Source organism: Enterococcus sp. DIV1314a (genome assembly GCF_051713805.1).
Taxonomy (GTDB): Bacteria; Bacillota; Bacilli; order Lactobacillales; family Enterococcaceae; genus Enterococcus_I; species Enterococcus_I aquimarinus.
In genome coordinates this window covers 539,350-561,901 of sequence record NZ_JBIOQP010000001.1, presented here as the reverse complement: position 1 = coordinate 561,901, position 22,552 = coordinate 539,350, and the positions used below count along the sequence as shown (strand labels likewise).

The following is a 22,552-nucleotide window of genomic DNA, read 5'->3' as shown; positions in this document are numbered from 1 at the left end:
AGCATTTTGTGATGAGAATGGAATACATGAGATGTTTTTCATCAATTAGTTTGTAGTTTGGACTTTTTAATTGAGATGAGGAGTGAAAAAAATCAATTAGTTATAAAGAAAATTGATTTTTAAAAATTCAAATGAAATAGGAGTGTCACAATGATAAGGAAAAGTTTATTAGTCGTATTAAGTTTATTTTTGTTTATTATTTTTTCTACGCAAGAGGTTAAAGCGGTTGATGATAATAATACATTAGAAAGTGATATCCAAGAAGGGAATAAAATGATTACAAAAGAAAATCCAATGATATATGAATTTGACTTAAATGCAGAAGATGATCGAATGCATAAAGCAGATGGTTGGTCAAATGGCGAAATGTTTAATAATACATGGAGAGCTGATAATGTTTTCTTTGAAGACCAAAAAATGAATCTTTTAATTGATTTGGATGGTGAAAACGCTAATCCATTATATTCTGGTGGAGAGTATCGATCAAATGATAACTATCATTATGGACTATATGAAGTTAGTATGAAGCCTATTAAAAATGATGGCGTTGTTTCATCTTTTTTTACATATACGGGGCCTTCTGAAGATAATCCTTGGGATGAAATTGATATTGAATTTTTAGGTAAAGACACAACTAGTGTTCAATTTAATTATTTTACTAATGGAGAGGGGGAACATGAGTACTCTTATGAATTGGGATTCGATGCTTCAGAGGAATACCATACGTATGCCTTTGAATGGTTACCAGATTCCATTACATGGTTTGTAGATGGCAAAGAAATTCATACAGCAACTGAGAATATTCCCACTACACCGAGTAAAGTTATGATGAATGTCTGGCCAGGAATTGGCGTTGATTCTTGGTTAAATGAATTTGATGGGAATGTTCCCCTAATAGCGAAGTACGATTGGTTCCGGATTACACAATATAAAATAACTGAAGCAGATAAAACCGAAACACAACAAACTGACAATCCGGTGAGTAGTAATGATGATAAAAAAACACACGAAAAAAACGAAAAATCATACTGGGGGATAGTCGGTGGATTGGGCTTGTTTATAGGCATAGGTAGCGCTATCTATTTTAAATTAAATAAGCGAAAAAAATGATAACTGTCTATGATATTTGTGTGTAATAAGTGGATAATTGCGCGGTGATAATATTCAATTTAAAACAAATGGAAAAAATCAAAATGATGAAAATAAGATAAAAAAATCACAAAGTTATTGATATCCCTCTTTTTTTGTAGTATATTAGCAAGCGGATTAATATTTAGGGGGATTATTATGAAAAAAAGTTTTGTGAAGACATTAGCATTTGGTTTGGTATCGACATTAATTTTAAGTGCTTGCGGCGCTGAAACAAGTTCAACGTCAGAGGCATCAAGTTCAAGTCAGACGAAAGAAACGCAAGCGAGTTCTGAAGTAGTCAGCAGTGCTTCTGTGTATGAATACACCAATCCAACAGAATTACAAGAAACATATGATATTGTGATTGTGGGAGCTGGTGGTGCTGGGATGGCTGCGGCACTTTCAGCAAAAGATGCAGGAATGAATCCTGTCATTTTTGAAAAAGCACCTGTAGCGGGTGGAAATACAATGAAATCTTCTGGCGGAATGAACGCTTCAGAAACAAAATTCCAAGAAGAATTAGGGATTGAAGATAGCAATGAGCTATTCTTTGAAGACACATTAACCGGTGGTAAAGGCACGAACAACCAAGAATTATTACACTACCTAGTGGATAATTCTGCTTCTGCAATTGATTGGTTAGATTCAATGGGCATTACTTTGAACAATATTAGTTATAGTGGTGGGGCAAGCGTGAAACGGATCCACCGTCCAGCTGATGGATCTTCTGTCGGAACTTACTTAGTAGACGGTTTAATCCGCAATATTACGGAGCAATCGATTCCATTGTTTGTCAACTCAGAAGTGACTAAAATTAATGAAACAGATGGAAAAGTATCTGGCGTAGAAATCATTATTGAAGGCGAAACAAAAACAATTACAAGTGATGCAGTTGTGGTTACAACCGGTGGCTATGGTTCAAACCATGAGATGATTGAATCGTTTCGTCCAGATTTAAAAGGATACGTGAGTACAACGGCTGCAAGTAGTACTGGTGACGGAATCAAAATGATTGAACAATTAGGCGGTGCAACAGTGGATATGGATCAAATCCAAGTACACCCGACTGTTGTCCAAGATTCAGGCATGTTAATCAGTGAAACCGTTCGTGGAGAAGGTGCGATTTTAGTAAACCAACAAGGCGAACGTTTCGTGAATGAATTAGAAACACGCGACAACGTTTCAGCAGCTGAAACAGCTTTACCAGAACAATATGCTTACTTAATTTTTGACAATGAATTAGCAAAACGTGCGAAACAAGTGGAGTACTACGAATCAGAAGGTGCAACGATTAAAGCTGATACAATTGAAGAATTAGCACAACAAATTGACATCGATCCTGCAACCTTAAAAGCAACCTTGGATACTTGGAACAACAACGTTAAAGAACAAAAAGATCCAGAGTTCGGTAGAGAAACAGCGATGGACTACGATTTGACAACAGGTCCGTTTTATGCGATTAAAATTGCACCTGGAATCCACCACACAATGGGTGGCGTACAAATTAATGTTGATACGCAAGTCTTAAAAGAAGACGGTAGTGTTATCCCTGGATTGTATGCTGCAGGTGAAGTAACCGGTGGAATTCATGGTCAAAACCGTATCGGCGGAAACGCTGTGGCTGATATTATGGTCTTTGGTCGCCAAGCAGGTGTACAAGCTGCGAAATACGCGAATAACTAATTGACTTTAGGCTACAACAAAACTCGTCATGAGGAATCACAGACGTGCTGATGAGAGTGAAGATAAAGCTCCATACATAAAGAACTAGAACCGTCATTTTGATCGATGATGGTTCTATTTTTTTTGTGATTTCAAAGGATTTTCGCACGTTTTCTTTCATTTTTAAACGATAAAAAGTGAAAAATGGCGGCGAGTTAAGGTACAATAGAAGAAAGAGTCCCGCTGAATTTAGAGTTGCGAGTACGAAAGAAAGGCAGGAGCAAACGATGGATTACAATGACTTAATAAATCAAGCGATGAAGCAAGTGAAAAATGAAGAAAATAAGTTGCAACATGTCAATATTTTGATTGCAGGAAAAAGCGGTGTCGGGAAATCGACATTAATTAATGCAGCCTTTCGAGCAGATTTAGCTCAAACAGGGATGGGCCGTCCTGTGACAAAAGAGATCCAGTTGATTGAAAAACCAGGTATTCCAATTAAAATTTATGATACCGTTGGGTTTGAGTTAGACAAGAAAGTTCAAAAACGAACAATTAAAGAAATTAAAAAATTAGCGAAAGAAAAACGGAAAAATGCTGTTCCGGATGATGATATTCATTGTATGTGGTATTGTGTTTCGGCGCCAAGTGATCGATTTGAAGATATTGAAGAAAACTTTATTAATGATATTGCGGCGCTGGGGATTCCAGTGATTTTAGTCTTAACGAAAGTCTTCTCAAAAGAAGCAGCAACGCAGTTAGAAGCAACGATTCGAGCATTAAAACCAAAGATTCATTCGGTCGTTCAAGTGCTAGCAAAAGACAGTGAATTTGTACCGTCTTTTGGTATTAAAGAACTCGTAGAAGAGACGTGCGAATTGCTGCCTGCTTCCATCCAAAATTCCTTTGTGAATGCGCAAAAAGGATCGTTGGCCTTAAAGAGAAAAAAGTCAAATTTAGTCGTAAAAGCAAGCGTCGCTACTTCTTTTGGTGAAGGGTTTATTCCGATACCCGTTGCCGATGCTCCGTTGATTATCGCGACCCAAATGGCGATGTTAGCCAAAATTACGACAATCTATGGGATTGATATTAAGAAAAATCGCTTAGAAACTGTTTTTGCAAGTATCATTGGGATTTTAGCAGCGACCACCGGTGGAAAAACGGCTGTGAGTAGTTTATTTAAAATGATGCCGGGAGTCGGAACGCTTGTCGGAGGGATGATTTCTGGAGGAGTGGCCTCCTTGATTACGACGGCTTTAGGACAATCGTATATTCAGCTAATGGAATTAACGATTTCTGGAAAAATTGATTTATCTGAACTTCCAGCCGACCAGTTAGAAACAATGTTTACCGATATTTTTTCGAATTATCTTAAAAAATTCAAAGGCTTGAAACATTAAGCCTTATAGAAACGATAAAAAAGCAAAGTAAGGAGTCTATAAAGCATGTTAGACAAACAGTATTGGATTGATCAATTAGGACTATTACCACACCCGGAAGGCGGTTATTATAAAGAGTTACCCGATTCAAAGGATTGGTTTGAAGAAAAGAATCGACCGGTTTATACGAATATCTATTTTTTATTAACGGAAGAAAGTCCTTCGCATTTTCACCAATTAACAGCGGATGAAGTCTGGTATTTTCATTACGGATCGTCCTTAAAGGTGCATGAATTATTGCCCGATGGTTCTTACAAAACGACTTCTGTTGGCTTGGATATCGAGCAAGGAGACGTGTTACAATACGTGGTGCCAAAAGGATCTATATTTGGTTCATCGGTCAATGAAGGAGATCAATATGCCCTTGTGAGTTGCATGGTCTCTCCTGGTTTTACCTTTGATGATTTCAAATTATTTACGAAATCAGAGTTATTAGCAGACTATCCCGAACATGGGGATATCATTGAGCAACTCGCTTTTGATTCATTGGATTTTTAAGGAGCTTTTAAGAACCCTTTTTTACTGAAAATAGTACAAATGAAGGCTAAATACGAGGTGCAGGACGTTCCTTTATGTTAGCCTTTTATGTTTAAAAATCTCTTTTAATTTTAAGAACGAAAAGGAGTAATTTCTTTATCTTCATTAGATAAAGATAAAGAAATTCGAACATTTGTGGATAGCCAAGATTTTTTGAGTTCCGATTTTTATCAGTCTCCGCATAATCATATTGTCATTATGAATGATGTCTTACCGCGTAAAACGGGCCTCGATATTTTAGCTTCGTTACGATCAATGCCAAATGACAAGAAATTTGTCATTTATATGATGACGAATCGAAATGCTAAAAGTGCGATGATTAATGCCTATGAAAAAGAGGTCGACTATTATTTAGTAAAACCCTTTAAACTTAAGTTGTTTTCAGCTCAACCAAAAAGGATGCTTGAAAGCCTATGGTAATGATGAGTGCAATCCAAATAGTGACAATCCTTGTGTGCCTTGTGTTTCTCTTTCTATTACTGATGTATCTTTATCTCGTGTTGAATAACGTTAAAATTGTCAAACAACGAAAGCAATTTGCCACCTATCTTGAAACACAAGAATCTACAGGGCTTCAATATGTGCTTCATGGTGCAGCCGTCACAACAGAGATGATTCCCAAAAATGAAAGGTCGTATCGATCAGTTGAAACAATCGGTAGTCGGTATTTTTGTTTAGCAAAAGATGTCGAAATCCATACACGTATTTCGGAATTTACCGAGCAATATCTTGCGGCGCGTTACAAGAAATAATTACGTAGTCATTTATGGAGTGTGCGAATGAACGCCTTATGTTATATTGGTATGTTTGGGCTGACATCCTTTTTACTAGAGTTTCGTCGGCAGAAGATTTAATGGGCGGTTTGATTTTTTCTTGGCAAGATGAATGGTTTAAACGAACATGGAATACGGTTGATTATGATGATCCGGATAGAAGGCCTTATTGGTCGAATGTCCAAACGAACGAACAACGTTTTGGGATTCTTTCATTTGATCGCAATCTCGTCCAAATCGATGGTAAGACGGATGAGTGGCAAGAAGAGGAGCCTCTGTTGACGACAGAAGATCTTACCTTGCATGTCAAGAGCGATGAAACCTATCTGTATTTAACGATTAAAAGTAAGCAATTAGAAAAAGAAAATGTCCGGATTCTACTGGATACAGTGGCTAACCAAGGGAATACCTCAGATCGCGAGACGGGCGATCAGTTCCCCGCACCGGTTGAATATTTAGTGAAACTAAATCAACAAGGCGAATCGCGGATCGTGCAAGATGTCTATTATGACTATTTTAATTATCTGTATGGGAAGAAATTGTCACTGATGCCCGACCGGATGCCAAATCCGCAAAAAGATAGTGGACAATTTTCTACGATTGATTTTGTTTTAAATAAAGCGTTGACGTTGCCCGATAGTCAAAAGAAAATCCCGTTTTCATTTTATAGAATTTGCGGGCGAGAAAACCCACTATTTTAATGGTGGGTTTTCTCGCCCGTAGACGTACTGTAAGAATGTAGAGAAACTTGCATTTAGAGGCCATACAAACACTCGTATTGTCCAATGAAGAAACTGAATTGCTGGGAACTCGTAAAGCTAACGAAACGACAACGTAGGGATATCAAACCCAAGCGTGAACGTGGTGAAAACAGAAAAAATTCGTTAGATGGCATAAGCTTAAATCCTAAGTGTTCCCATAATCGAACATCAGCAGCCAAGCCTAGAAATAGGAAGGTTCAACGACTATTCCTCTTGAGGGAAGTCCACACAAGTATGTGGAAGTGGTTTCGCCTTAACAAGTAAAGTTGAAGGATAAGATATAGTCTGTGCCTGCATGAAAGTGTAAGAAGTTCATCAGAGAACTGCATGGGAAGTCGCGAACCTGTGTGAACAAACTCCACACGATAAAGTCAAAAAAATGTTGCTATTTGTGTATAATAATTTTTAATTAATACACTTTTTGATGTATAATAAACTCATGGATAACGAATATAGACATTCTAAGACAACTGTATCGTTACTCAACTATCATTTTGTTTTTTGTCCTAGATATCGTCGGAAACTATTTGTCAATTCCGAAGTAGACGCTAGTTTTAAATCACTTGTTCATTCAATCTGTAAAGAAAATGAATGGGAAATCATGGCTATAGAGACAGATAAAGATCATTGTCATCTTTTTGTAAATGTTCAACCTACCTATTCACCAGCGGATATCATGAAGGTGATTAAGGGAAGAACATCTAGAGAATTACGACAATCATTTGAACATTTAAGTAAAATGCCAAGTGTTTGGACACGATCTTACTTTGTTTCAACAGCAGGGAATATTTCTAGTGAAACAATTAAACGATATGTAGAAAGTCAAAGGACAAGATATTGAGTTTACGTTAAGGAGGTGTACAGAAATGAAAAAAGCCCATAAAATCAGAATCTACCCTGATTCAAGACAGGAAATTCAATTTCAAAAAACCTTTGGTTGTGTTCGGTTCTACTGGAATTTTTTACTTGACCAACGGATTACGAATGACAAGATGAAAAAAGAAAATCCTGAATATATTGAAAACAAACTGACCTATGCTGGACTGAAAAAGCAAGAAGAATTTTCTTGGTTAAAAGAAGTTGAAGCACAACCTCTAAGCCAAGTAAATATGGATTTGAATAAAGCGTACAAAAATACGTTCAACTCTAAATTCGGATTTCCTAAATTCAAGAGTAAAAAATATTCAAAGAAATCCTATCGAACTGCCGTAGGCATGAAAGTCAACGGACGATACTTCTATGTTTCTAAAGTTGGTTGGGTCAAGATGGCAGAAGAATTGCGTTTCAAAGGGAAATTAATGAACGTGACGATCAGTCAAACTAAATCAGGGAAATATTTTGCGACATTCTTAGTTGATGCTGAGAATTTCCAACAAGAACCCGTAGCAAATAACATTGGATTAGATTTGGGCTTAACTCATTTCTGTATCACATCCGCAGGAGAAAAAATCGATAATAACCGATTCTATCGCTCTCTTGAACAACGGTTAATACGCGAACAACGAAAACTTTCCAAGCGTTTGGAAGTTGCGAAAAAACACAATCGAAAATTAGATGAGTGTCGCAACTACCAAAAACAAAAAGTAAAAGTTGCGCGTATCCATGAGAAAATTGCCAACCAACGTACTGATTTTTTACATAAACTATCTTCACGACTTACTGATGAGAACCAAATCATTTGTATTGAAGATTTGAATGTAAAAGGGTTGGTTAAAAATCATAAATTAGCGAAGTCAATTTCAGATGTATCTTGGAGTGAATTCGTTCGACAATTAGACTATAAATGTGCATGGAAAGGTCGTACTTTAGTTAAAGTTGACCGATTTTTCCCAAGTTCACAACTTTGTTCTTCTTGTGGTCAGAATGACGGTAAGAAAGAGCTAAATATTCGTGAATGGGTATGCTCAAATTGTGGAACAATTCATGACAGAGATATTAATGCAAGCATAAATATTAAAACCGAAGGACTTTCGGGGATCGCTTAGTCAATTTGCGTCCGTTAGGGCGTACTACCTAAGAATCCGACGACTTTAGTCGTGTGGAGTGTCAAGAAACAGGACTATTGCGTGAAGGAACGTCTGATCCGACTGCTGCCGATTTCGATTCTTTAACCGATTATCATTGGCAAGGTGATACGCTTGAAATTCGGTTACCATGGTTATTGATTGGTGCGACAGATCCAAGTCAAAAGAAATTCCTAGGAGATTTTATTTCGGCGAATGAAAAAGTAGATGAAGTGATTAAAGGGATTGGCATTGGAGTTTATTTTGAAGGACAAGCACCACCAAAAAGCTTGGTAACGTATGAGTGGCAACCATGGGATATTCCTCAATCAACGGAACGTTTAAAGGCGTCGTATCCCATCATTCAACAATTATTTGCCGAATACGAATAAGAATGATGAAGCAGTATTTTTCAACGTGTAGCCATCACGCCTACTTTTGAGGGGGCACTAAGAAAATAAAAGATGAGGTGAAAGAGATGCTCATTCGAGAAATACAAGAAAAAGATAACCAAGCAGTCGAGCACCTCATTCGGACATGTTTAATCGAATTTGAGGCTAATAAAGAAGGCTGTGCTTGGTCAGATCCACAATTAGGTGTGTTCTCAGAAGTTTATCAACCAGAAAAATCGTGCTATTGGGTAGTGGAGATGGCAGGCGAGATTGTTGCAGGATGCGGAATCGGTCCTGTTGAAAGCAAACCGAATGTGTGCGAATTACAAAAAATGTATGCTTTCAAAGAAGCCAGAGGGACGGGAATTGCCAGTCAATTACTCGGAATCGCGCTCACATTTGCCAAACAGTATTATGAGGAGTGTTATCTGGAGACTTTTAGCAATATGGAAGCTGCGAATCAATTTTATCAAAAAAACGGCTTTATTGCCTTATCCTCACCACTCGTTGAAACACCTCACTACGCGTGTGATAGGTGGTATCTGAAACGCTTGTAAGCAATATCAGGGATGGTAAAAGTCGTGTTATTCTTAGAAGTTAGCGGCGCTACAGGCTCACACTTGATTCTTTTAATTGCGAGCTTGTAGCGAAGTGTTTCGAAAGAATCATCTAATGTTGTCTAAATACCCACGAAATATTTGTATAAATGAAACAGGCTACGACTTTTGTCACTGCTTGTTTCATTTTTTGATGATTGTAAGAGGGTGAGGGGCAGCAAAGATTTTGAAGAGATAACGATGATTATCAGGCGCGATGCTTGTATCAAAAGGCGCTATCCTTTATGATTGAAAAGGAGAAATGACAGGAATGCTATTGAAAAAGGAGATACGAATGAAATGACCCATGCACTCGAAATAACCGATTTAAAAAAAGTTTACGCGACGGGAATGGAAGCCTTAAAAGGGATTGATTTAACAGTCGAAGAAGGGGACTTCTATGCCCTTTTAGGCCCAAACGGCGCAGGAAAGTCTACCACCATTGGCATTGTGACCTCGCTCGTGAACAAAACAGCAGGTCAAGTGAAAGTTTTTGGTTATGACATTGATACGCAATTGGTTCAAGCCAAACAACAAATTGGGCTAGTTCCACAAGAGTTTAACTTTAACCCTTTTGAAACGGTCGAACAAATTGTGGTGAACCAAGCAGGCTATTACGGTGTTCCAAGGAAAGAAGCACTCAAGCGGAGTGAGAAATATTTGAAACAATCGAATCTGTGGGAAAAACGCCATGTCCGCGCAAGGATGTTATCAGGTGGGATGAAGCGTCGTCTGATGATTGCACGTGCGTTGATGCATGAACCGAAGCTATTAATTTTAGATGAACCGACTGCCGGAGTCGACATCGAATTACGCCGTGACATGTGGGAATTCTTACGAGAATTAAATGAACACGGCACGACGATTATCTTAACAACTCATTATTTAGAAGAAGCAGAAATGTTATGCCGTAATATCGGAATTATTCAATCAGGTCGAATGATTGAGAATACAAGTATGAAGAAATTACTCGCAAAATTACAATACGAAACGTTCATTTTTGATTTAGCACTACCCAAAGTGGCACCGGTCATTACCGGTTATCCTTCTTATTTAGAAGATGAGTTGACGTTGGTAGTAGAGGTTGAACGCGATCAAGGGATCAATGCGATTTTTGACCAATTGACTGCCCAGGGCATAAAAGTATTGTCCATGCGTAATAAATCAAATCGTTTAGAAGAGTTATTTTTGAAAATTACAGAAGAGAAAGAGCAAGTGGGGGCTAGTCATGTTTAATCTTTATTTTACTGCATTAAAAAGTTTAGCAATTAAGGAAACCAATCGTTATTTACGGATTTGGGTCCAAACGTTAGTACCACCAGTCATCACAACGTCCATGTATTTCGTGATCTTTGGCAATTTAATTGGGGGTCGAATTGGTGAAATGGACGGCTTTTCGTATATGGAATTTATCGTGCCAGGCTTGATTATGATGTCTGTCATTACAAGTTCGTATTCGAATGTCGCATCCTCTTTCTTCTCACAAAAGTTCCAAAAAAATATTGAAGAATTATTGATTGCTCCTGTCCCAACGCATGTGATCATCTGGGGCTTTGTGATTGGCGGTTTAGGCCGGAGTATCTTAGTAGGTACGTTAGTTACGGTCATCTCATTGTTCTTCGTGCCGCTGAATGTCTATTCGTGGGGCATTGTTGTTGCGACATTATTGATGACAGGCATTTTATTTTCACTCGCTGGTTTATTAAATGGCGTCTTTGCTCAAAGTTATGATGATGTCTCAATCGTTCCGACTTTTGTCTTGCAACCATTAACTTATTTAGGTGGCGTCTTTTATGCAATCTCGATGTTACCGCCTTTTTGGCAAGCTGTTTCCAAAATCAATCCAATTGTTTACATGATTTCAGGTTTTCGGTATGGCTTTTTAGGAATAACGGATGTTTCAATTATTAGTTCCATGACAATCTTGATTGGTTTTATTGTCGTTCTTTATACGATTTGTTGGCAATTAATCGAACGTGGTCGTGGATTAAGAAGTTAACCTTGTAACGAAGAACTCTTTTTTGTCCTATTACCTATTAAACGAAACTTTTTCTAGTATTAACGTAGAAAAGATTGTAAAAAAAATAGGCTCTTCACTAAATGGTGTTGATGGAATCTCGCGCTCCCCTACGAAAAATCGCCTTGTGTGAGGAGCTGCGAGACCGCATCGAGCCTGTAGTCTCTCAGCTCGAAAGCTTCAAACTCTAGGTAAGTGCTCAAGCACAAACCTAGAGTAATTCACATTTCGTCTTTTGACGCAGCTGACACAAATCGTTTTTCTGCGATCCGCTAGTGTCTAATATCTTTTTGGTGCTTATTTTGTCAATATTTGAAAGAAATGATAAAAGAAAATAGTTTAATGATAATCCCGTCATCGCTAATAATAAACTATCCTAAATAAAGTGTTGGAGAAAGATACGGACATCAGTTATCAACACTAGAAAGTTATACAACCAAAAAATAAAACAACATACGCACTAAACGCCTAATAGAGGATATAAAAGAAAAAGTGAATTTGCTTCGTTAAAATGGTTTTGAATAAAGCTTGATAAACGACGAGTGCTAAAAAAACAGTAACGATGTATTCAATGAAATGAAAGCTGATTCGAATGGCACGATTATTTTCAATCATGAATGCGTGTCCTCCTTTAATCGTGATGAGTGCGAATGAGTGATAATCCACGTTCTTATTTCTTTATTATGCATCAAATAAATGTATCGGATGAAGATTTCATGACAAATAGCGGGAGTCGTAATTGTTAATTTATATGATTCTTGTTACAATGAATGAGTAAGCAAGAAGGTTCGAGTAGCGAGAATATAAGATTTTTTTTGTTGTACAGTTTAGCACGACATGTTGAAAATAAGAGGAGATATCACAGAATGAGAAATATTAAATTAACGATTGAATACGATGGTCGCCGTTACTTGGGTTGGCAAAGACTTGGGGATTCTGACAAAACGATCCAAGGGAAAATCGAAGGAGTCTTAAAACAGATCTTAGAAGAAGATGAGATTGAAATCATTGGTTCGGGTCGTACAGATGCAGGCGCCCACGCGCGAGGACAAGTGGCCAACTTTAAAACAGAAAACGAGATGTCATTAGCGAAGATGACTGAGCTGCTAAATCGTTATTTACCGCGGGATATTATCGCAAAAAAAGTCGAAGAAGTACCCGATCGTTTCCACGCACGTTACAATGCAAAAGCGAAAAAATATAGTTACTACGTTTGGGATAACATGATTCCATCCGCTTTTGAAGGATTCCATAGTTTTTATTATCCAGAAGATTTGGATATGGAAAAAATGCAACAAGCCTGCCAAAAACTAATTGGGACGCATGATTTCATTGGTTTTTCATCCCTGAAAAAATCAAAAAAATCAACTGTCCGCACAATTGACGAAATTGCGATTGACCGCGAAGACGATTTATTACACTTTACGTTTGTGGGCGAAGGTTTCTTGTACAACATGGTTCGCATTATGATGGGCACCATTTTAGAAATCGGAGCAGGTAAATTACCATTAAGCGCGATTGATGAAGTATTCGCTAAAAAAGTCAGAGCAGATGCCGGCATGACGGTACCCGCGCAAGGACTATTTTTAGATGAAGTGTATTATAACGAATCCATCAAATGAGAGGATAGCCGATTTTCTTTGATAGAGAGTCGGTTTTTTTTACCTCAAAAGTTAATGTTTACATCAATTCGTTCTTATGTAATATTAAATTCAAGTTTAAAAGGATTGTGACTGTTCGGCAGGCAAAACCTAAATTGATAAAAGGTCAGTTAAAACAGGAGCGACGTTGCTTCAGGTTTTAGTGGAGCTTTCGTCAATTTAGGTTTTTTTATCCACGATAAGGAAGGAGGAGGAATGCATCGTAAACGATACAACTCGAAAGTTGAAATGATCGATCGGATTTTTTAAAAGAGAGAATGAGAAGTTGCTTGGCAATTCGTCAAGTTAAATGATTAAACAGTCGTTTGAGAGGAGAATAATAAATGGGATTTAGAAAAGATTTTTTATGGGGTGGCGCAACAGCTGCCAATCAATGTGAAGGTGGGTATGATTAAGATGGCCGCGGATTAGCGAACGTCGATTTAGCGCCAACTGGAAAGGATCGCTTCCCTGTCATTACAAGAGAAAAGAAAATGTTTACGTTTGACGAAGAACATTATTACCCTGCAAAGGAAGGAATCGATATGTATCATCGTTACAAAGAGGATATTGCTTTGTTCGGCGAGATGGGCTTTAATACGTACCGTCTTTCAATTGCTTGGAGCCGTATTTTTCCTAATGGGGATGAACAAGAACCGAATGAAGAAGGGTTAGCATTTTACGAGAATATTTTTCTTGAATGTCGTAAATATGGGATTGAACCACTCGTAACGATTACACACTTTGATTGTCCAATGAACTTGGTGAAGCAATATGGCGCATGGCGTAATCGTAAGCTAGTTGGCTTTTATGAAAACCTTTGTCGTGTGATCTTTAATCGTTATAAAGGACTAGTCAAATATTGGTTAACATTTAATGAAATCAACATGATTTTACATGCACCATTCATGGGTGCAGGGTTGTACTTTGAAGAGGATGATAATAAAGAACAAGTAAAATATCAAGCTGCCGACCACGAATTATTAGCAAGTGCGATTGCGACGAAAATCGCGCATGAAGTAGACCCAGAAAATCAAGTGGGTTGTATGTTAGCTGCTGGAACCAATTATGCTTGCAGCTGTAAACCAGAAGATGTATGGGCTGCGAAGAAAGCAGATCGCAAACGAAGAAAAAAACATTTGATTGGTACAAAAAAGTTATCGCAAGCAACGGTGAAGAGTTATAAAACCAAAAAAAACATTCAGGAGAAACACGGATTCACGTGTTCTTCTGAATGTTTTTTTTGGTTTACCACTCTCTAGGTTCGTAGTTTAATTCTCTAAACAGTGCTTCTTTTTCTTTCTTTGATAAATAACGCCATTGTCCAACGGGTAAGTTCCCTAATTGGATGTTCATAATGCGCAACCGTTGTAGACGGTAGACGTTGTATCCCAGTTCTTCACACATTCGGCGAATTTGACGGTTTAAGCCTTGAGTGAGGATGATTTTGAAGTCGTATTTTGATAATTGCTCGACTTCACATGGTAAGGTCGTTGTGCCTAAAATCTTCACACCACTGGCCATCGCTTTTAGAAAGTCAGGGGTAATCGGACGATCAACGGAAACGACATACTCTTTTTCGTGTCGACCTTCAGGACGTAGAATCTCATTGACAATATCGCCATCGTTTGTGAGTAAAATTAACCCTTCAGAGTCCTTGTCTAAACGTCCAATATTATAAACACGCGGTGTATGATTGACTAAGTCTGCAATATTCCCACGTACGTTTTTTTCAGTCGTACTTGTAATCCCAACCGGTTTGTTAAGTGCGATGTAGACATTATTTCGCGCAACGTATAGCTCGGCTCCATCGACGAGTACCTGGTCTCCAGGCTCGACTTGGCTTCCAATCGTTGCTTTCTTTCCATTAATCAATACGCGGCCTTCGTTAATTAATTTATCCGCCCCGCGCCGTGATGCTTTACCTGCTTCACTAATATATTTATTAATTCGCATACGTCACTTCCTTTATTTCAGAATTAGTTGTCCTCCTAACTATACTGAATCTCAAAGGGAAATCAAGAGTAAAAATAGTGAAAAAATGAATGAAGACTTTGCTTATTTTTTTATTGAGTATTTTCATCTTTGTTTTATTTTAGGTTGTTAGTTCTAAAAGAATTTGTTGAATTCTTACCATGGTTTCTTCTGGTAAAGCGTCATAGCCATTATTTTTGGTATTCATTTCTTGGATGAAAGCGAGGCGCCGTTTCATCGCGGTGATAAGCTGTTGGCGATAGACAGGTGAATCAAAATCAGGTTGATACCAAGGTACTGGCGAATAACTTAGGCCCTTCACTGGTCCAAAAGGAGTGAAGACGGCTGTTTCATTGATGATTTTTTCAATCATTTCGAGCGTTACATTTGGAGGGATATTATAACCGTTGAAGGCGCCAGTGTTTAGGATATAGCAAGTTGTTTTTTGCTTAGTAAAGAGCTGTTTAAAATGAAGATAATCTTCTGCTAACGGATAGCAGCGGAAAGGATTGGCAAAAGGTTCAATGACTAGTGCTTGTAAATCAACATGGTCGGCGACATTTTCAGCACTTGAGCGTTGCGTTGCTAAAGTCGCACCAAAAACCGCAGCTAACATGGGATCGTCAATACGAATAACAGGTGGGAGGCTCTCGTCTTTCATAATCCAATAAACGGCGTCGAGCGATTGTGTCAAATGATCGACCCGATTGGGTGTCGCAAAGCGTGATTTCATCGCGCGGCCATTATTGTTCCGAATATCCTCGGTAACGAGTACTTTTTGATGATTCTCATCTAACGTGACACCAACGTTTTGACAAGTCAGCAAGTATTTTACCTGTTCGCTATCCATCGGGTAGTCTTGCGTTTTATCAAAATAGGTAGGTTCCAATGCCGTGGTTGCACCGGTTTCTTGATCAATGATAAATGCATCGTCATGGAGTACTGTAACGTGATACTTTTGCCCATGAGAAGCTAACGTAATCGTTGATTTTCCTGAACCAGAAAGTCCGTAAGTAGCCATTGTATAGGTTTTATTTGCGAGTTGAAATTGTTTTACACCACCGTGGCATGCAAGATAGCCATTGCGATGAGCCGTGGCCCAAGCTAATGTCAAGGTCGCTTTTTTGAGTTCCCCGAAATAACGTAATCCTAAAATTGCAGCGACGTTTCTCGTAGAATCAAATAACGTCAGACCGAGTGGATAATCAGGATGGCGCCAATCTGGATCGCAATAAACATATAAATCATTCTCGTTGTATGGTTGGGACTGTTGATAACGCTGTTGGTATATTGCATTGAACGGTTGAAAATTCAATAAGTAAGCATAAAAATTTGCTTCATAACCGATAGGAACTAAAAGATGTGCCGCCACCATAAAATTTTCATTCAAACCAACGACGACATCCCCGCGATAAAAGTGTTTTTTTGTCCCTTCAAAAATGGCTTCGCGTAAAAGAGCGCTATACTTTTTTTCATCGACTCCCGGTTGCCCAATCACTCGTCTGGCGGCAGCTGTCCGCCCCACGATCGCGCCATCATTATGGACCAGGATCTTCGCATCTTCGGGCAAGTCTAAGGCCAGTGCTCCTTCAACCGGTAAATCGGTCACAATCACACTTGGACTTTTCCGGGCTAAGTGATAGGCGTCACTTACTAACGAAATCGGCATCACATTATTTCCATAAAAAGCAGTTTCGATGATTGACTTGATACTGGATAAGAGGGGATGATTCTTTTTAATCGCTGTTCGATTAAATTGCTTGATGGTACTCATTTTTCGCACCTCGCTTTCTTAAAAAAACCACATTATTTTCTTTATTTTAGCATAAATCAATGGAAATCACGTTTGAGAACCCTTTCGATTATCGTGTATAATAAGAATATCAACAACTTCGCCTAGCTCGTAGTGATTCTTTCGTTCCATGAAATGCTGGCGAGGACTACTCATAAAAAGAAAGTAGGAAAGAATATGTCATTAGTTGAAGTGAATTTTGTTTCGAAAACATTAGTTAGAACGGTTACTTTCACAGCCATTATTCCTGTCGAAAATGTCTCTTCAAAAGCAGATGGGACCACTCAAGGTCGCTTAAAAACCTTGTATTTACTCCATGGCGCCTTAGGAAATCATACCGATTATATTTCAGGAACGCGGATTCAACGATGGGCCGAAGACAATAATTTAGCTGTCATTATGCCATCAGGCGAAAATCAATTTTATGTCGATAAACCCCAAAATGGGGAGTTCTATGGTCGTTTTATTGCAGAAGAACTGGTCGAATTCACCCGTAACCTGTTTCCACTTTCTCACAAAAAAGAAGACACGTTTATCGCAGGGCTTTCAATGGGAGGCTATGGTGCATTGGTGAATGGCTTGAAATATCACGAAACATTTAGTCGTATCGGTGCTTTTTCGCCAGCGGTCTTTTTAGATCAACTACTATCCGAAGAACCAGCGACTGCCGGAAGCGGTTTATTTAATCCTGGTTTTTATGATCATGTGTTTGGCGGCATCAAAACGATCAAAAATAGTGACAAAGATTACGAATTTTTAGTCGATGAATTAATACGTCAAAAACAAGCAATCCCTCCAATTTATTTATCAATTGGAACAGAAGACTTTTTACTAGATTCTGTTCGAAATTTCCATGAATTTTTAACGAGTCGTGCAGTCCCTCTGACCTATATTGAAGATAAGGGTGGCCATGACTGGGATTTTTGGGATACGTATTTAAAACGCTTCTTAGACTGGTTACCACTGGATGAAAAAAAAGCAAGACTCAACAGCGGGAATGTGACAGGAGAATCATAAGAATAGTTGCCTCCATTCATGTCATTAGCTAAAAAGTTTGGTATAATACGGTGAATGAGAAATGGAAGGTGTAAATGATGAACCATAATGACCGCTTAACGCGTTTGCGCTACGCACTGGATATTCGAGATATTGATATGATTAAAATTTTCGAATTTGGTGGCGTGACTGTCACAAAAGAAGAAGTACGCGAGATGTTGAAGAAGAAAGATGAAGAAAATTACGAGATGGAATTAACCGATGAGAATTTTGAACGCTTCTTAAACGGGATGATTATTTCGCAACGTGGTCCTCGCGAAGGCAACGAAGAGCCGATTTTTGAACTGCACAAAGGAAATGCCAACAATTTATTGCTGAAAAAATTGAAAATCGCACTCTCTTTGACAAGTGATGATATGTTGAATCTGCTAGATGAAGCAGGAGTTCGAGTCTCTAAAGGTGAGTTGAGTGCTATTTTACGCAAAGAGGGACATCGCAACTACAAACCGTGTGGAGATCGTTATGCACGTAATTTCTTAAAGGGCTTAATGCTGCGTTATCGTGACTAATCGTAATATCTTCATTCTTTAGGATTTCAAGAAGCAAGGAAAGAGTGCTAGAAAGGTAGAGTTTCTACTTTTTTAGCGCTCTTTGCGTTTTGTTGGAAAAATTTATTTTATTTACTGAAAAAAATGCAGATATTCCTACTTTACATTTATTTTTTTCGCTCTCCTGTAGTATACTTTTACTATAAATAAAAAGGAGTGATACCATGATAAAAGTTGCAATTGTCGGTTACGGAAATTTAGGACGTGGCGTTGAGCGTTCGCTGAAACAAAACCCAGATATGGAGTTAGTCGGTGTGTTTACAAGAAGAGCACCGGAAACCGTTGAAACAGACGGTGCAACAGCTTATCATATGCAGGACTTAGTAGCGAAAAAAAATGAGATTGATGTCTGTATCTTATGCGGTGGTTCCGCAACAGATTTACCCGTTCAGACACCAGAAATCACGCAACACTTTAATACGGTCGATAGTTTTGATACACACGCGAAAATACCAGAACATTTTGCGGCAGTCGATCAAGTGGCAAAAGAAAATCACACAGTATCAGTGATTTCCACTGGTTGGGACCCAGGTTTATTTAGTTTAAACCGTTTATATGCGCAAGCGATTTTACCACAAGGCGAAACCTATACATTTTGGGGGAAAGGCGTGAGCCAGGGCCACTCAGATGCGTTAAGAAGAATTGAGGGAATTGCAGATGCGACGCAATATACCATTCCAAATAAGGAAATCATTGAACGATTAAAAGCCGGCGAAAAACTAACCTTAACCACGCGTGATAAACATTTACGTGAATGTTTTGTGGTCTTAGAAGAAGGCGCCGATGAGGAAAAAATTACGGAAGAAATCGTGACGATGCCCAACTACTTTTCGGATTACGACACAACGGTTCATTTTATTTCTCAAGAAGAACTGAATCGTGATCATAAAGCAGCTCCTCATGGTGGGACCGTGTTACATACTGGAACTACGCATGAGAATACGAAACAAGTCATTGAATATCGTTTAGATTTGGAAAGTAATCCTGAGTTTACTGCGAGTGTCTTAGTAGCGTATGCCAGAGCGGCTGTTCGCTTAGCAAACGAAAAACAATTTGGTGCCTTTACCGTCTTAGACATTGCACCAAAATATTTATCACCAATCGATGTGGAAACACTTCGTAAAGAGTTATTGTAAAAAGCACCTATAAAAATGGCAATCCTCCAAATTTAATTAAAAGGGGATTGTCGTTTTTTTGTATTTAAAGAAAGGTTAAAATTTCAAGCGTTAGAACGATTGATTGGTTTTTTTGAAATTTTCAGGCTCTTCACCAAATAATGTGGATGACATTTCGCGCTACCCTATGAAAAATCGCCTTGTGTGGGGGCTGCGAGACCGCATCGAGCCTGTAGTTGCGTAAAGCCGTTCGAGCGAAGCGAGTTACGGATACAGTATCAGGCTTCTGCGTGACGTGCAGCTCGAAAGCACAAACCTAGAGTAATTCACATTTCGTCTTTTGACGCAGCTGACACAGGACGTTTTTCTCAGGTCCGCTAGTATTTCAACTCTTTTTGATGTCTATTTCGTCAAACAATGAAAGAAATGATAAAAGATAATGTTTAAGCGATGAGTCTATCATCAAAAAAACTAATCTATCCGAAAAAAATGTTGAGGAATAATACGAATTTTAGTCATCAACACTAAAAGTTATACAGCCAATTTTCATTCGGTTAGTAAAAAATGGTCGTGTACTGTGTTACCTTAGAGGACTTTTGAAGGATACAATCAGATTGCTAAACTGCACATTTGTCTGGTGTTTTCTGAAGCTATAAAAGTATATTTGACCATTCAGGGTGAAATTGATCATAAACAATCTCTTTGTGTTAAGATTAATACGCTAAAAAAATAAAGTGGTAGAAAGAAGGAATTCAAATGTAATCACGAATAAAATGATTACAACAATAAGGTTGTTCGTGATTATGTTGTCATCATTAATTTTACCAACCAGACAGGTATCTGTATTATATGCAAATAATCTATATGAAGAAATTTTATCTAATCAAATAGCCTTATAAGAGATATCTCACTTACTAGGAGAGCTCTTCAGCAGATTTTATTGTGAGATTCCTAGTACCATAGAAAACTACCAAAAATTAGGATACGCTAATTTTACGTACAGTTCTTGTACTAGAGATAAGGCATGTCTTGGCACAAAGGTAACTAGAATTATAGAATTTATGGTAGTAAGTATGATTGCTCTAATTCCGGGGAGTCTTGTAAAAATTGACTTAGCACTATATGATGTAGGTCAATTACTTAAAGATCATATCTGGTCAGTTTCGAATCTTAGAAACATAGTAGCTAAAACACTTGTTGGATATGAAGCTATAAATGGACAATGAACAAAAGTAAATTATTATTCTGATAGTAAGAGAACCAAACTTATTAATACTATCAATGAAACATATTGGGGTGGATAAAAATGAAAAAGTCTGGGAAAGTAACCGCTATAGTAATTCCTTTGTTTATAGTACTCTATCTTTTACCTTACAGCACTGAAAAAAAGTGGTTGTCTATTATTTTAGGAGTATTTTATTTAGTTAGTTTGGCATATTACTATAAAAAAGAGAAAGATTTTTACTAATAGAATATAGAAAGGATGTTTGCTTGATGAAATTAAGTGTATTAGACCAAGGGATTATTGCAAAAGGTGAGACTGCTGAGCAAGCACTCGCTCAAACAGTGGCCTTGGCAAAAGCAGTAGATGAATTAGGGTATCACCGGATTTGGTATTCCGAACATCATTCGAGTCGTGGTCTGGCAAGTACCGCCCCTGAAATCGTCGTCGCTCATATTGCTTCTGTTACCAAAAATATTCGTGTCGGGACAGGTGGCGTCATGTTAATGCATTATGCGCCATATAAAGTTGCGGAAGTTTTTAATACGTTAGCGACGTTGCATCCGCATCGGATTGATCTGGGAATTGGTCGAGCTCCTGGGGGCGATTACGGTGCAATGTTGGCGTTGTCTCAAGGGAAAAGACCCGAACTAGACAATATCTATGAAAAAATCGAAGAAACATTGCAATACATGAATCAAAAGCATCCGAATACTCAAGCGTTTGCCGGCCCAATCGCATCCTCTTTACCGGAAACGTGGTTACTTGGGTCGAGTGGGAATAGTGCTCGCCAAGCTGCCGAATTAGGAATGGGGTATTCTTATGCACACTTTATCGGTGGACAATTGGAGACGACCATTTTTGAACAGTATCGTCACCATTTCACACCTTCATATTTTATGGAAAAACCCCAAATGAATGTGGGCTATGCGACGATTACGGCAGATTCGAAAGAAGAAGCTGAATTTGAAGCGGCTAGTTTGGATTTAATGTTTTTGAATATCGAAAAAGGAATTTCAGGTCCGCTAGTCTCTCCGGAAGAAGCTTTAAGTCGATCTTACAGTGAGATGGATAAAATGCGTATAGAAGCCAATCGTCGTCGGATGATAGTCGGTACAACGAAAGAAGTGGCTGAAACCTTAAGACAAAATGAACAAAAATATGGTATTCAAGAAGCGATGATTGTAGCGATTCATTATTCGAGAACGTCTCGCTTAAAGACGTATCAGTCCTTGGCAAAAGAATTTGGTTTGCTCTCATAAGTTCCTTACATTAAAATTAAATGAATCTTTATCGTTGACTTTCATTTTATTCTCATGTAATATGATTTCAAATCAAATAAAAAGCGATACAAAAGAGAAGTAACTTTAGATAGACTTTGCAGAGAGCTGATGGTGGTGAGAATCGGTAAGTCAATAGAGCGAAATGGACTTTTGTGCTGAAAGACTGAAAATAGTAGGTTTTTTCCGGGAACTCCCGTTAACGAGGAAGAGTATTATGTGATACTTGAGAGAGAAAATGAGAGAGAAACTTTCATTCATTGAGGTGGCACCGTGAATTCATCGCCCTCAACCATGCGGATATTTAGCATGGTTGAGGGTGTTTTTTTTTTTCAATAATAATAGAAAGAAATCATAACTAAGAAAAGTAGTCAAAGAATGCGATGTTGTAGAGAGTCTGCGTTTGGTGAGAAGCAGATACATCCGCTTTGGTGAATGGGCTTAGTAGAAGAATCCTTGAAAGAAAAGTAGGGGATTTCCGGGAACTCCCGTTATAGAGAAAGATTGTTGATAGACAGTCGATAGAGATCATAAGAGCCTTTTGGTTGTTATGAATTGAGGTGGTACCGCGTATTTTCGCCCTCAAACAGATGCTTTTAAGCATGTGTTTGAGG

The 22,552-nt window shown here is 38.3% G+C and carries 22 protein-coding genes, 1 pseudogene and 2 other annotated features; of the genes and pseudogenes, 20 read left to right on the top strand and 3 right to left on the bottom strand.

Features of this window, described 5'->3' with window-relative positions; genetic code table 11:
- The first annotated feature begins 150 nt into the window (after positions 1-150).
- The 13 genes from bglS (at position 151) to IGI68_RS02600 (ending at position 11,293) form a co-directional block, all read left to right on the top strand.
- A complete protein-coding gene (gene bglS, locus IGI68_RS02660) occupies positions 151-1,110 on the top strand; it encodes a beta-glucanase (RefSeq protein WP_438730253.1) in 960 nt (319 codons plus the stop codon).
- A gap of 177 nt (positions 1,111-1,287) precedes the next feature.
- The gene (locus IGI68_RS02655) at positions 1,288-2,814 is read left to right on the top strand and encodes a flavocytochrome c (RefSeq protein ID WP_071874339.1); all 1,527 of its coding nucleotides are present in this window, start codon (positions 1,288-1,290) and stop codon (positions 2,812-2,814) included.
- A gap of 266 nt (positions 2,815-3,080) precedes the next feature.
- The gene (locus IGI68_RS02650) at positions 3,081-4,193 is read left to right on the top strand and encodes a YcjF family protein (protein WP_438730249.1); all 1,113 of its coding nucleotides are present in this window, start codon (positions 3,081-3,083) and stop codon (positions 4,191-4,193) included.
- A 45-nt stretch (positions 4,194-4,238) separates the two neighbouring features.
- Entirely contained in the window at positions 4,239-4,730 is a 492-nt protein-coding gene (locus IGI68_RS02645) for a cupin domain-containing protein (protein WP_438730246.1), read from the top strand.
- Between the two features lie 192 nt (positions 4,731-4,922).
- Positions 4,923-5,189 carry a response regulator gene (locus IGI68_RS02640; protein ID WP_438730243.1) on the top strand — a complete coding sequence of 89 codons (267 nt, stop codon included), beginning with the start codon at positions 4,923-4,925 and terminating at the stop codon, positions 5,187-5,189.
- A complete protein-coding gene (locus IGI68_RS02635; RefSeq protein ID WP_438730240.1) occupies positions 5,183-5,521 on the top strand; it encodes a hypothetical protein in 339 nt (112 codons plus the stop codon). The genes IGI68_RS02640 and IGI68_RS02635 overlap by 7 nt, the downstream gene beginning before the upstream one ends.
- Positions 5,522-5,559: 38 nt before the next feature.
- On the top strand, positions 5,560-6,243 hold the full coding sequence (locus IGI68_RS02630; protein WP_438730237.1) for a hypothetical protein: 684 nt from the start codon (positions 5,560-5,562) through the stop codon (positions 6,241-6,243).
- A 499-nt stretch (positions 6,244-6,742) separates the two neighbouring features.
- Positions 6,743-7,144, top strand: coding sequence for an IS200/IS605 family transposase (tnpA, locus tag IGI68_RS02625; protein ID WP_438729833.1), 402 nt, complete (start codon positions 6,743-6,745; stop codon positions 7,142-7,144).
- A gap of 25 nt (positions 7,145-7,169) precedes the next feature.
- A complete protein-coding gene (gene tnpB / locus IGI68_RS02620; RefSeq protein WP_438730235.1) occupies positions 7,170-8,288 on the top strand; it encodes an IS200/IS605 family element RNA-guided endonuclease TnpB in 1,119 nt (372 codons plus the stop codon).
- A gap of 53 nt (positions 8,289-8,341) precedes the next feature.
- Positions 8,342-8,698 carry a hypothetical protein gene (locus IGI68_RS02615; protein WP_438730232.1) on the top strand — a complete coding sequence of 119 codons (357 nt, stop codon included), beginning with the start codon at positions 8,342-8,344 and terminating at the stop codon, positions 8,696-8,698.
- Between the two features lie 86 nt (positions 8,699-8,784).
- Positions 8,785-9,255, top strand: a complete 471-nt coding sequence (locus IGI68_RS02610; RefSeq protein ID WP_438730230.1) for a GNAT family N-acetyltransferase — start codon at positions 8,785-8,787, stop codon at positions 9,253-9,255.
- 339 nt (positions 9,256-9,594) lie between these two features.
- On the top strand, positions 9,595-10,530 hold the full coding sequence (locus IGI68_RS02605; protein ID WP_438730227.1) for an ABC transporter ATP-binding protein: 936 nt from the start codon (positions 9,595-9,597) through the stop codon (positions 10,528-10,530).
- Complete coding sequence (locus IGI68_RS02600; RefSeq protein ID WP_071874348.1) at positions 10,523-11,293, top strand: ABC transporter permease; 771 nt, start codon at positions 10,523-10,525, stop codon at positions 11,291-11,293. The genes IGI68_RS02605 and IGI68_RS02600 overlap by 8 nt, the downstream gene beginning before the upstream one ends.
- A 486-nt stretch (positions 11,294-11,779) precedes the next feature.
- Here IGI68_RS02600 and IGI68_RS02595 read toward each other — a convergent pair whose 3' ends face one another.
- Positions 11,780-11,926, bottom strand: coding sequence for a hypothetical protein (locus tag IGI68_RS02595; protein ID WP_169818086.1), 147 nt, complete (start codon positions 11,924-11,926; stop codon positions 11,780-11,782).
- A gap of 251 nt (positions 11,927-12,177) precedes the next feature.
- On the opposite strand from IGI68_RS02595, the gene truA reads away from it, so the two are divergent.
- Both truA and IGI68_RS02585 read left to right on the top strand, forming a co-directional pair.
- Positions 12,178-12,933: a tRNA pseudouridine(38-40) synthase TruA gene (gene truA / locus IGI68_RS02590; RefSeq protein WP_438730222.1), complete on the top strand. Its 756-nt coding sequence runs from the start codon at positions 12,178-12,180 to the stop codon at positions 12,931-12,933.
- Between the two features lie 362 nt (positions 12,934-13,295).
- Positions 13,296-14,075, top strand: a pseudogene (locus tag IGI68_RS02585) (family 1 glycosylhydrolase); the annotation flags it as partial.
- 124 nt (positions 14,076-14,199) lie between these two features.
- On the opposite strand, the gene IGI68_RS02580 reads toward IGI68_RS02585, so the two are convergent.
- Positions 14,200-14,907: a pseudouridine synthase gene (locus IGI68_RS02580; RefSeq protein ID WP_071874350.1), complete on the bottom strand. Its 708-nt coding sequence runs from the start codon at positions 14,905-14,907 to the stop codon at positions 14,200-14,202.
- A 139-nt stretch (positions 14,908-15,046) separates the two neighbouring features.
- Complete coding sequence (locus IGI68_RS02575) at positions 15,047-16,699, bottom strand: phosphoenolpyruvate carboxykinase (ATP) (protein ID WP_438730218.1); 1,653 nt, start codon at positions 16,697-16,699, stop codon at positions 15,047-15,049.
- 195 nt (positions 16,700-16,894) lie between these two features.
- Between IGI68_RS02575 and IGI68_RS02570 the strand changes: the two genes are divergently transcribed.
- From IGI68_RS02570 to IGI68_RS02550, 5 genes are all read left to right on the top strand, one after another.
- Positions 16,895-17,734 carry an alpha/beta hydrolase gene (locus tag IGI68_RS02570; RefSeq protein ID WP_438730215.1) on the top strand — a complete coding sequence of 280 codons (840 nt, stop codon included), beginning with the start codon at positions 16,895-16,897 and terminating at the stop codon, positions 17,732-17,734.
- A 77-nt stretch (positions 17,735-17,811) separates the two neighbouring features.
- Positions 17,812-18,282, top strand: coding sequence for a DUF1456 family protein (locus IGI68_RS02565; RefSeq protein WP_273232186.1), 471 nt, complete (start codon positions 17,812-17,814; stop codon positions 18,280-18,282).
- 203 nt (positions 18,283-18,485) lie between these two features.
- Entirely contained in the window at positions 18,486-19,457 is a 972-nt protein-coding gene (locus tag IGI68_RS02560; RefSeq protein WP_273232181.1) for a diaminopimelate dehydrogenase, read from the top strand.
- Between the two features lie 1,285 nt (positions 19,458-20,742).
- Positions 20,743-20,904, top strand: coding sequence for a hypothetical protein (locus tag IGI68_RS02555; protein ID WP_169818087.1), 162 nt, complete (start codon positions 20,743-20,745; stop codon positions 20,902-20,904).
- Between the two features lie 26 nt (positions 20,905-20,930).
- Complete coding sequence (locus IGI68_RS02550) at positions 20,931-21,920, top strand: LLM class flavin-dependent oxidoreductase (RefSeq protein WP_438730210.1); 990 nt, start codon at positions 20,931-20,933, stop codon at positions 21,918-21,920.
- A gap of 77 nt (positions 21,921-21,997) precedes the next feature.
- Positions 21,998-22,231: a binding site (T-box leader), on the top strand.
- A gap of 53 nt (positions 22,232-22,284) precedes the next feature.
- Positions 22,285-22,525 (top strand) — a binding site (T-box leader).
- Positions 22,526-22,552: the final 27 nt, after the last annotated feature.

Coding starts and splice junctions, on each gene's coding strand:
- IGI68_RS02635 (WP_438730240.1), top strand. CDS start 5,183: ATGGTAATGATGAGTGCAATCCAAATAGTGACAATCCTTGTGTGCCTT.
- IGI68_RS02555 (WP_169818087.1), top strand. CDS start 20,743: ATGAAAAAGTCTGGGAAAGTAACCGCTATAGTAATTCCTTTGTTTATA.
- IGI68_RS02570 (WP_438730215.1), top strand. CDS start 16,895: ATGTCATTAGTTGAAGTGAATTTTGTTTCGAAAACATTAGTTAGAACG.
- IGI68_RS02655 (WP_071874339.1), top strand. CDS start 1,288: ATGAAAAAAAGTTTTGTGAAGACATTAGCATTTGGTTTGGTATCGACA.
- tnpA (WP_438729833.1), top strand. CDS start 6,743: ATGGATAACGAATATAGACATTCTAAGACAACTGTATCGTTACTCAAC.
- bglS (WP_438730253.1), top strand. CDS start 151: ATGATAAGGAAAAGTTTATTAGTCGTATTAAGTTTATTTTTGTTTATT.
- IGI68_RS02650 (WP_438730249.1), top strand. CDS start 3,081: ATGGATTACAATGACTTAATAAATCAAGCGATGAAGCAAGTGAAAAAT.
- IGI68_RS02550 (WP_438730210.1), top strand. CDS start 20,931: ATGAAATTAAGTGTATTAGACCAAGGGATTATTGCAAAAGGTGAGACT.
- IGI68_RS02610 (WP_438730230.1), top strand. CDS start 8,785: ATGCTCATTCGAGAAATACAAGAAAAAGATAACCAAGCAGTCGAGCAC.
- IGI68_RS02575 (WP_438730218.1), bottom strand. CDS start 16,699: ATGAGTACCATCAAGCAATTTAATCGAACAGCGATTAAAAAGAATCAT.
- IGI68_RS02560 (WP_273232181.1), top strand. CDS start 18,486: ATGATAAAAGTTGCAATTGTCGGTTACGGAAATTTAGGACGTGGCGTT.
- IGI68_RS02595 (WP_169818086.1), bottom strand. CDS start 11,926: ATGATTGAAAATAATCGTGCCATTCGAATCAGCTTTCATTTCATTGAA.
- IGI68_RS02645 (WP_438730246.1), top strand. CDS start 4,239: ATGTTAGACAAACAGTATTGGATTGATCAATTAGGACTATTACCACAC.
- IGI68_RS02630 (WP_438730237.1), top strand. CDS start 5,560: ATGTTATATTGGTATGTTTGGGCTGACATCCTTTTTACTAGAGTTTCG.
- truA (WP_438730222.1), top strand. CDS start 12,178: ATGAGAAATATTAAATTAACGATTGAATACGATGGTCGCCGTTACTTG.
- IGI68_RS02605 (WP_438730227.1), top strand. CDS start 9,595: ATGACCCATGCACTCGAAATAACCGATTTAAAAAAAGTTTACGCGACG.
- tnpB (WP_438730235.1), top strand. CDS start 7,170: ATGAAAAAAGCCCATAAAATCAGAATCTACCCTGATTCAAGACAGGAA.
- IGI68_RS02580 (WP_071874350.1), bottom strand. CDS start 14,907: ATGCGAATTAATAAATATATTAGTGAAGCAGGTAAAGCATCACGGCGC.
- IGI68_RS02565 (WP_273232186.1), top strand. CDS start 17,812: ATGAACCATAATGACCGCTTAACGCGTTTGCGCTACGCACTGGATATT.
- IGI68_RS02600 (WP_071874348.1), top strand. CDS start 10,523: ATGTTTAATCTTTATTTTACTGCATTAAAAAGTTTAGCAATTAAGGAA.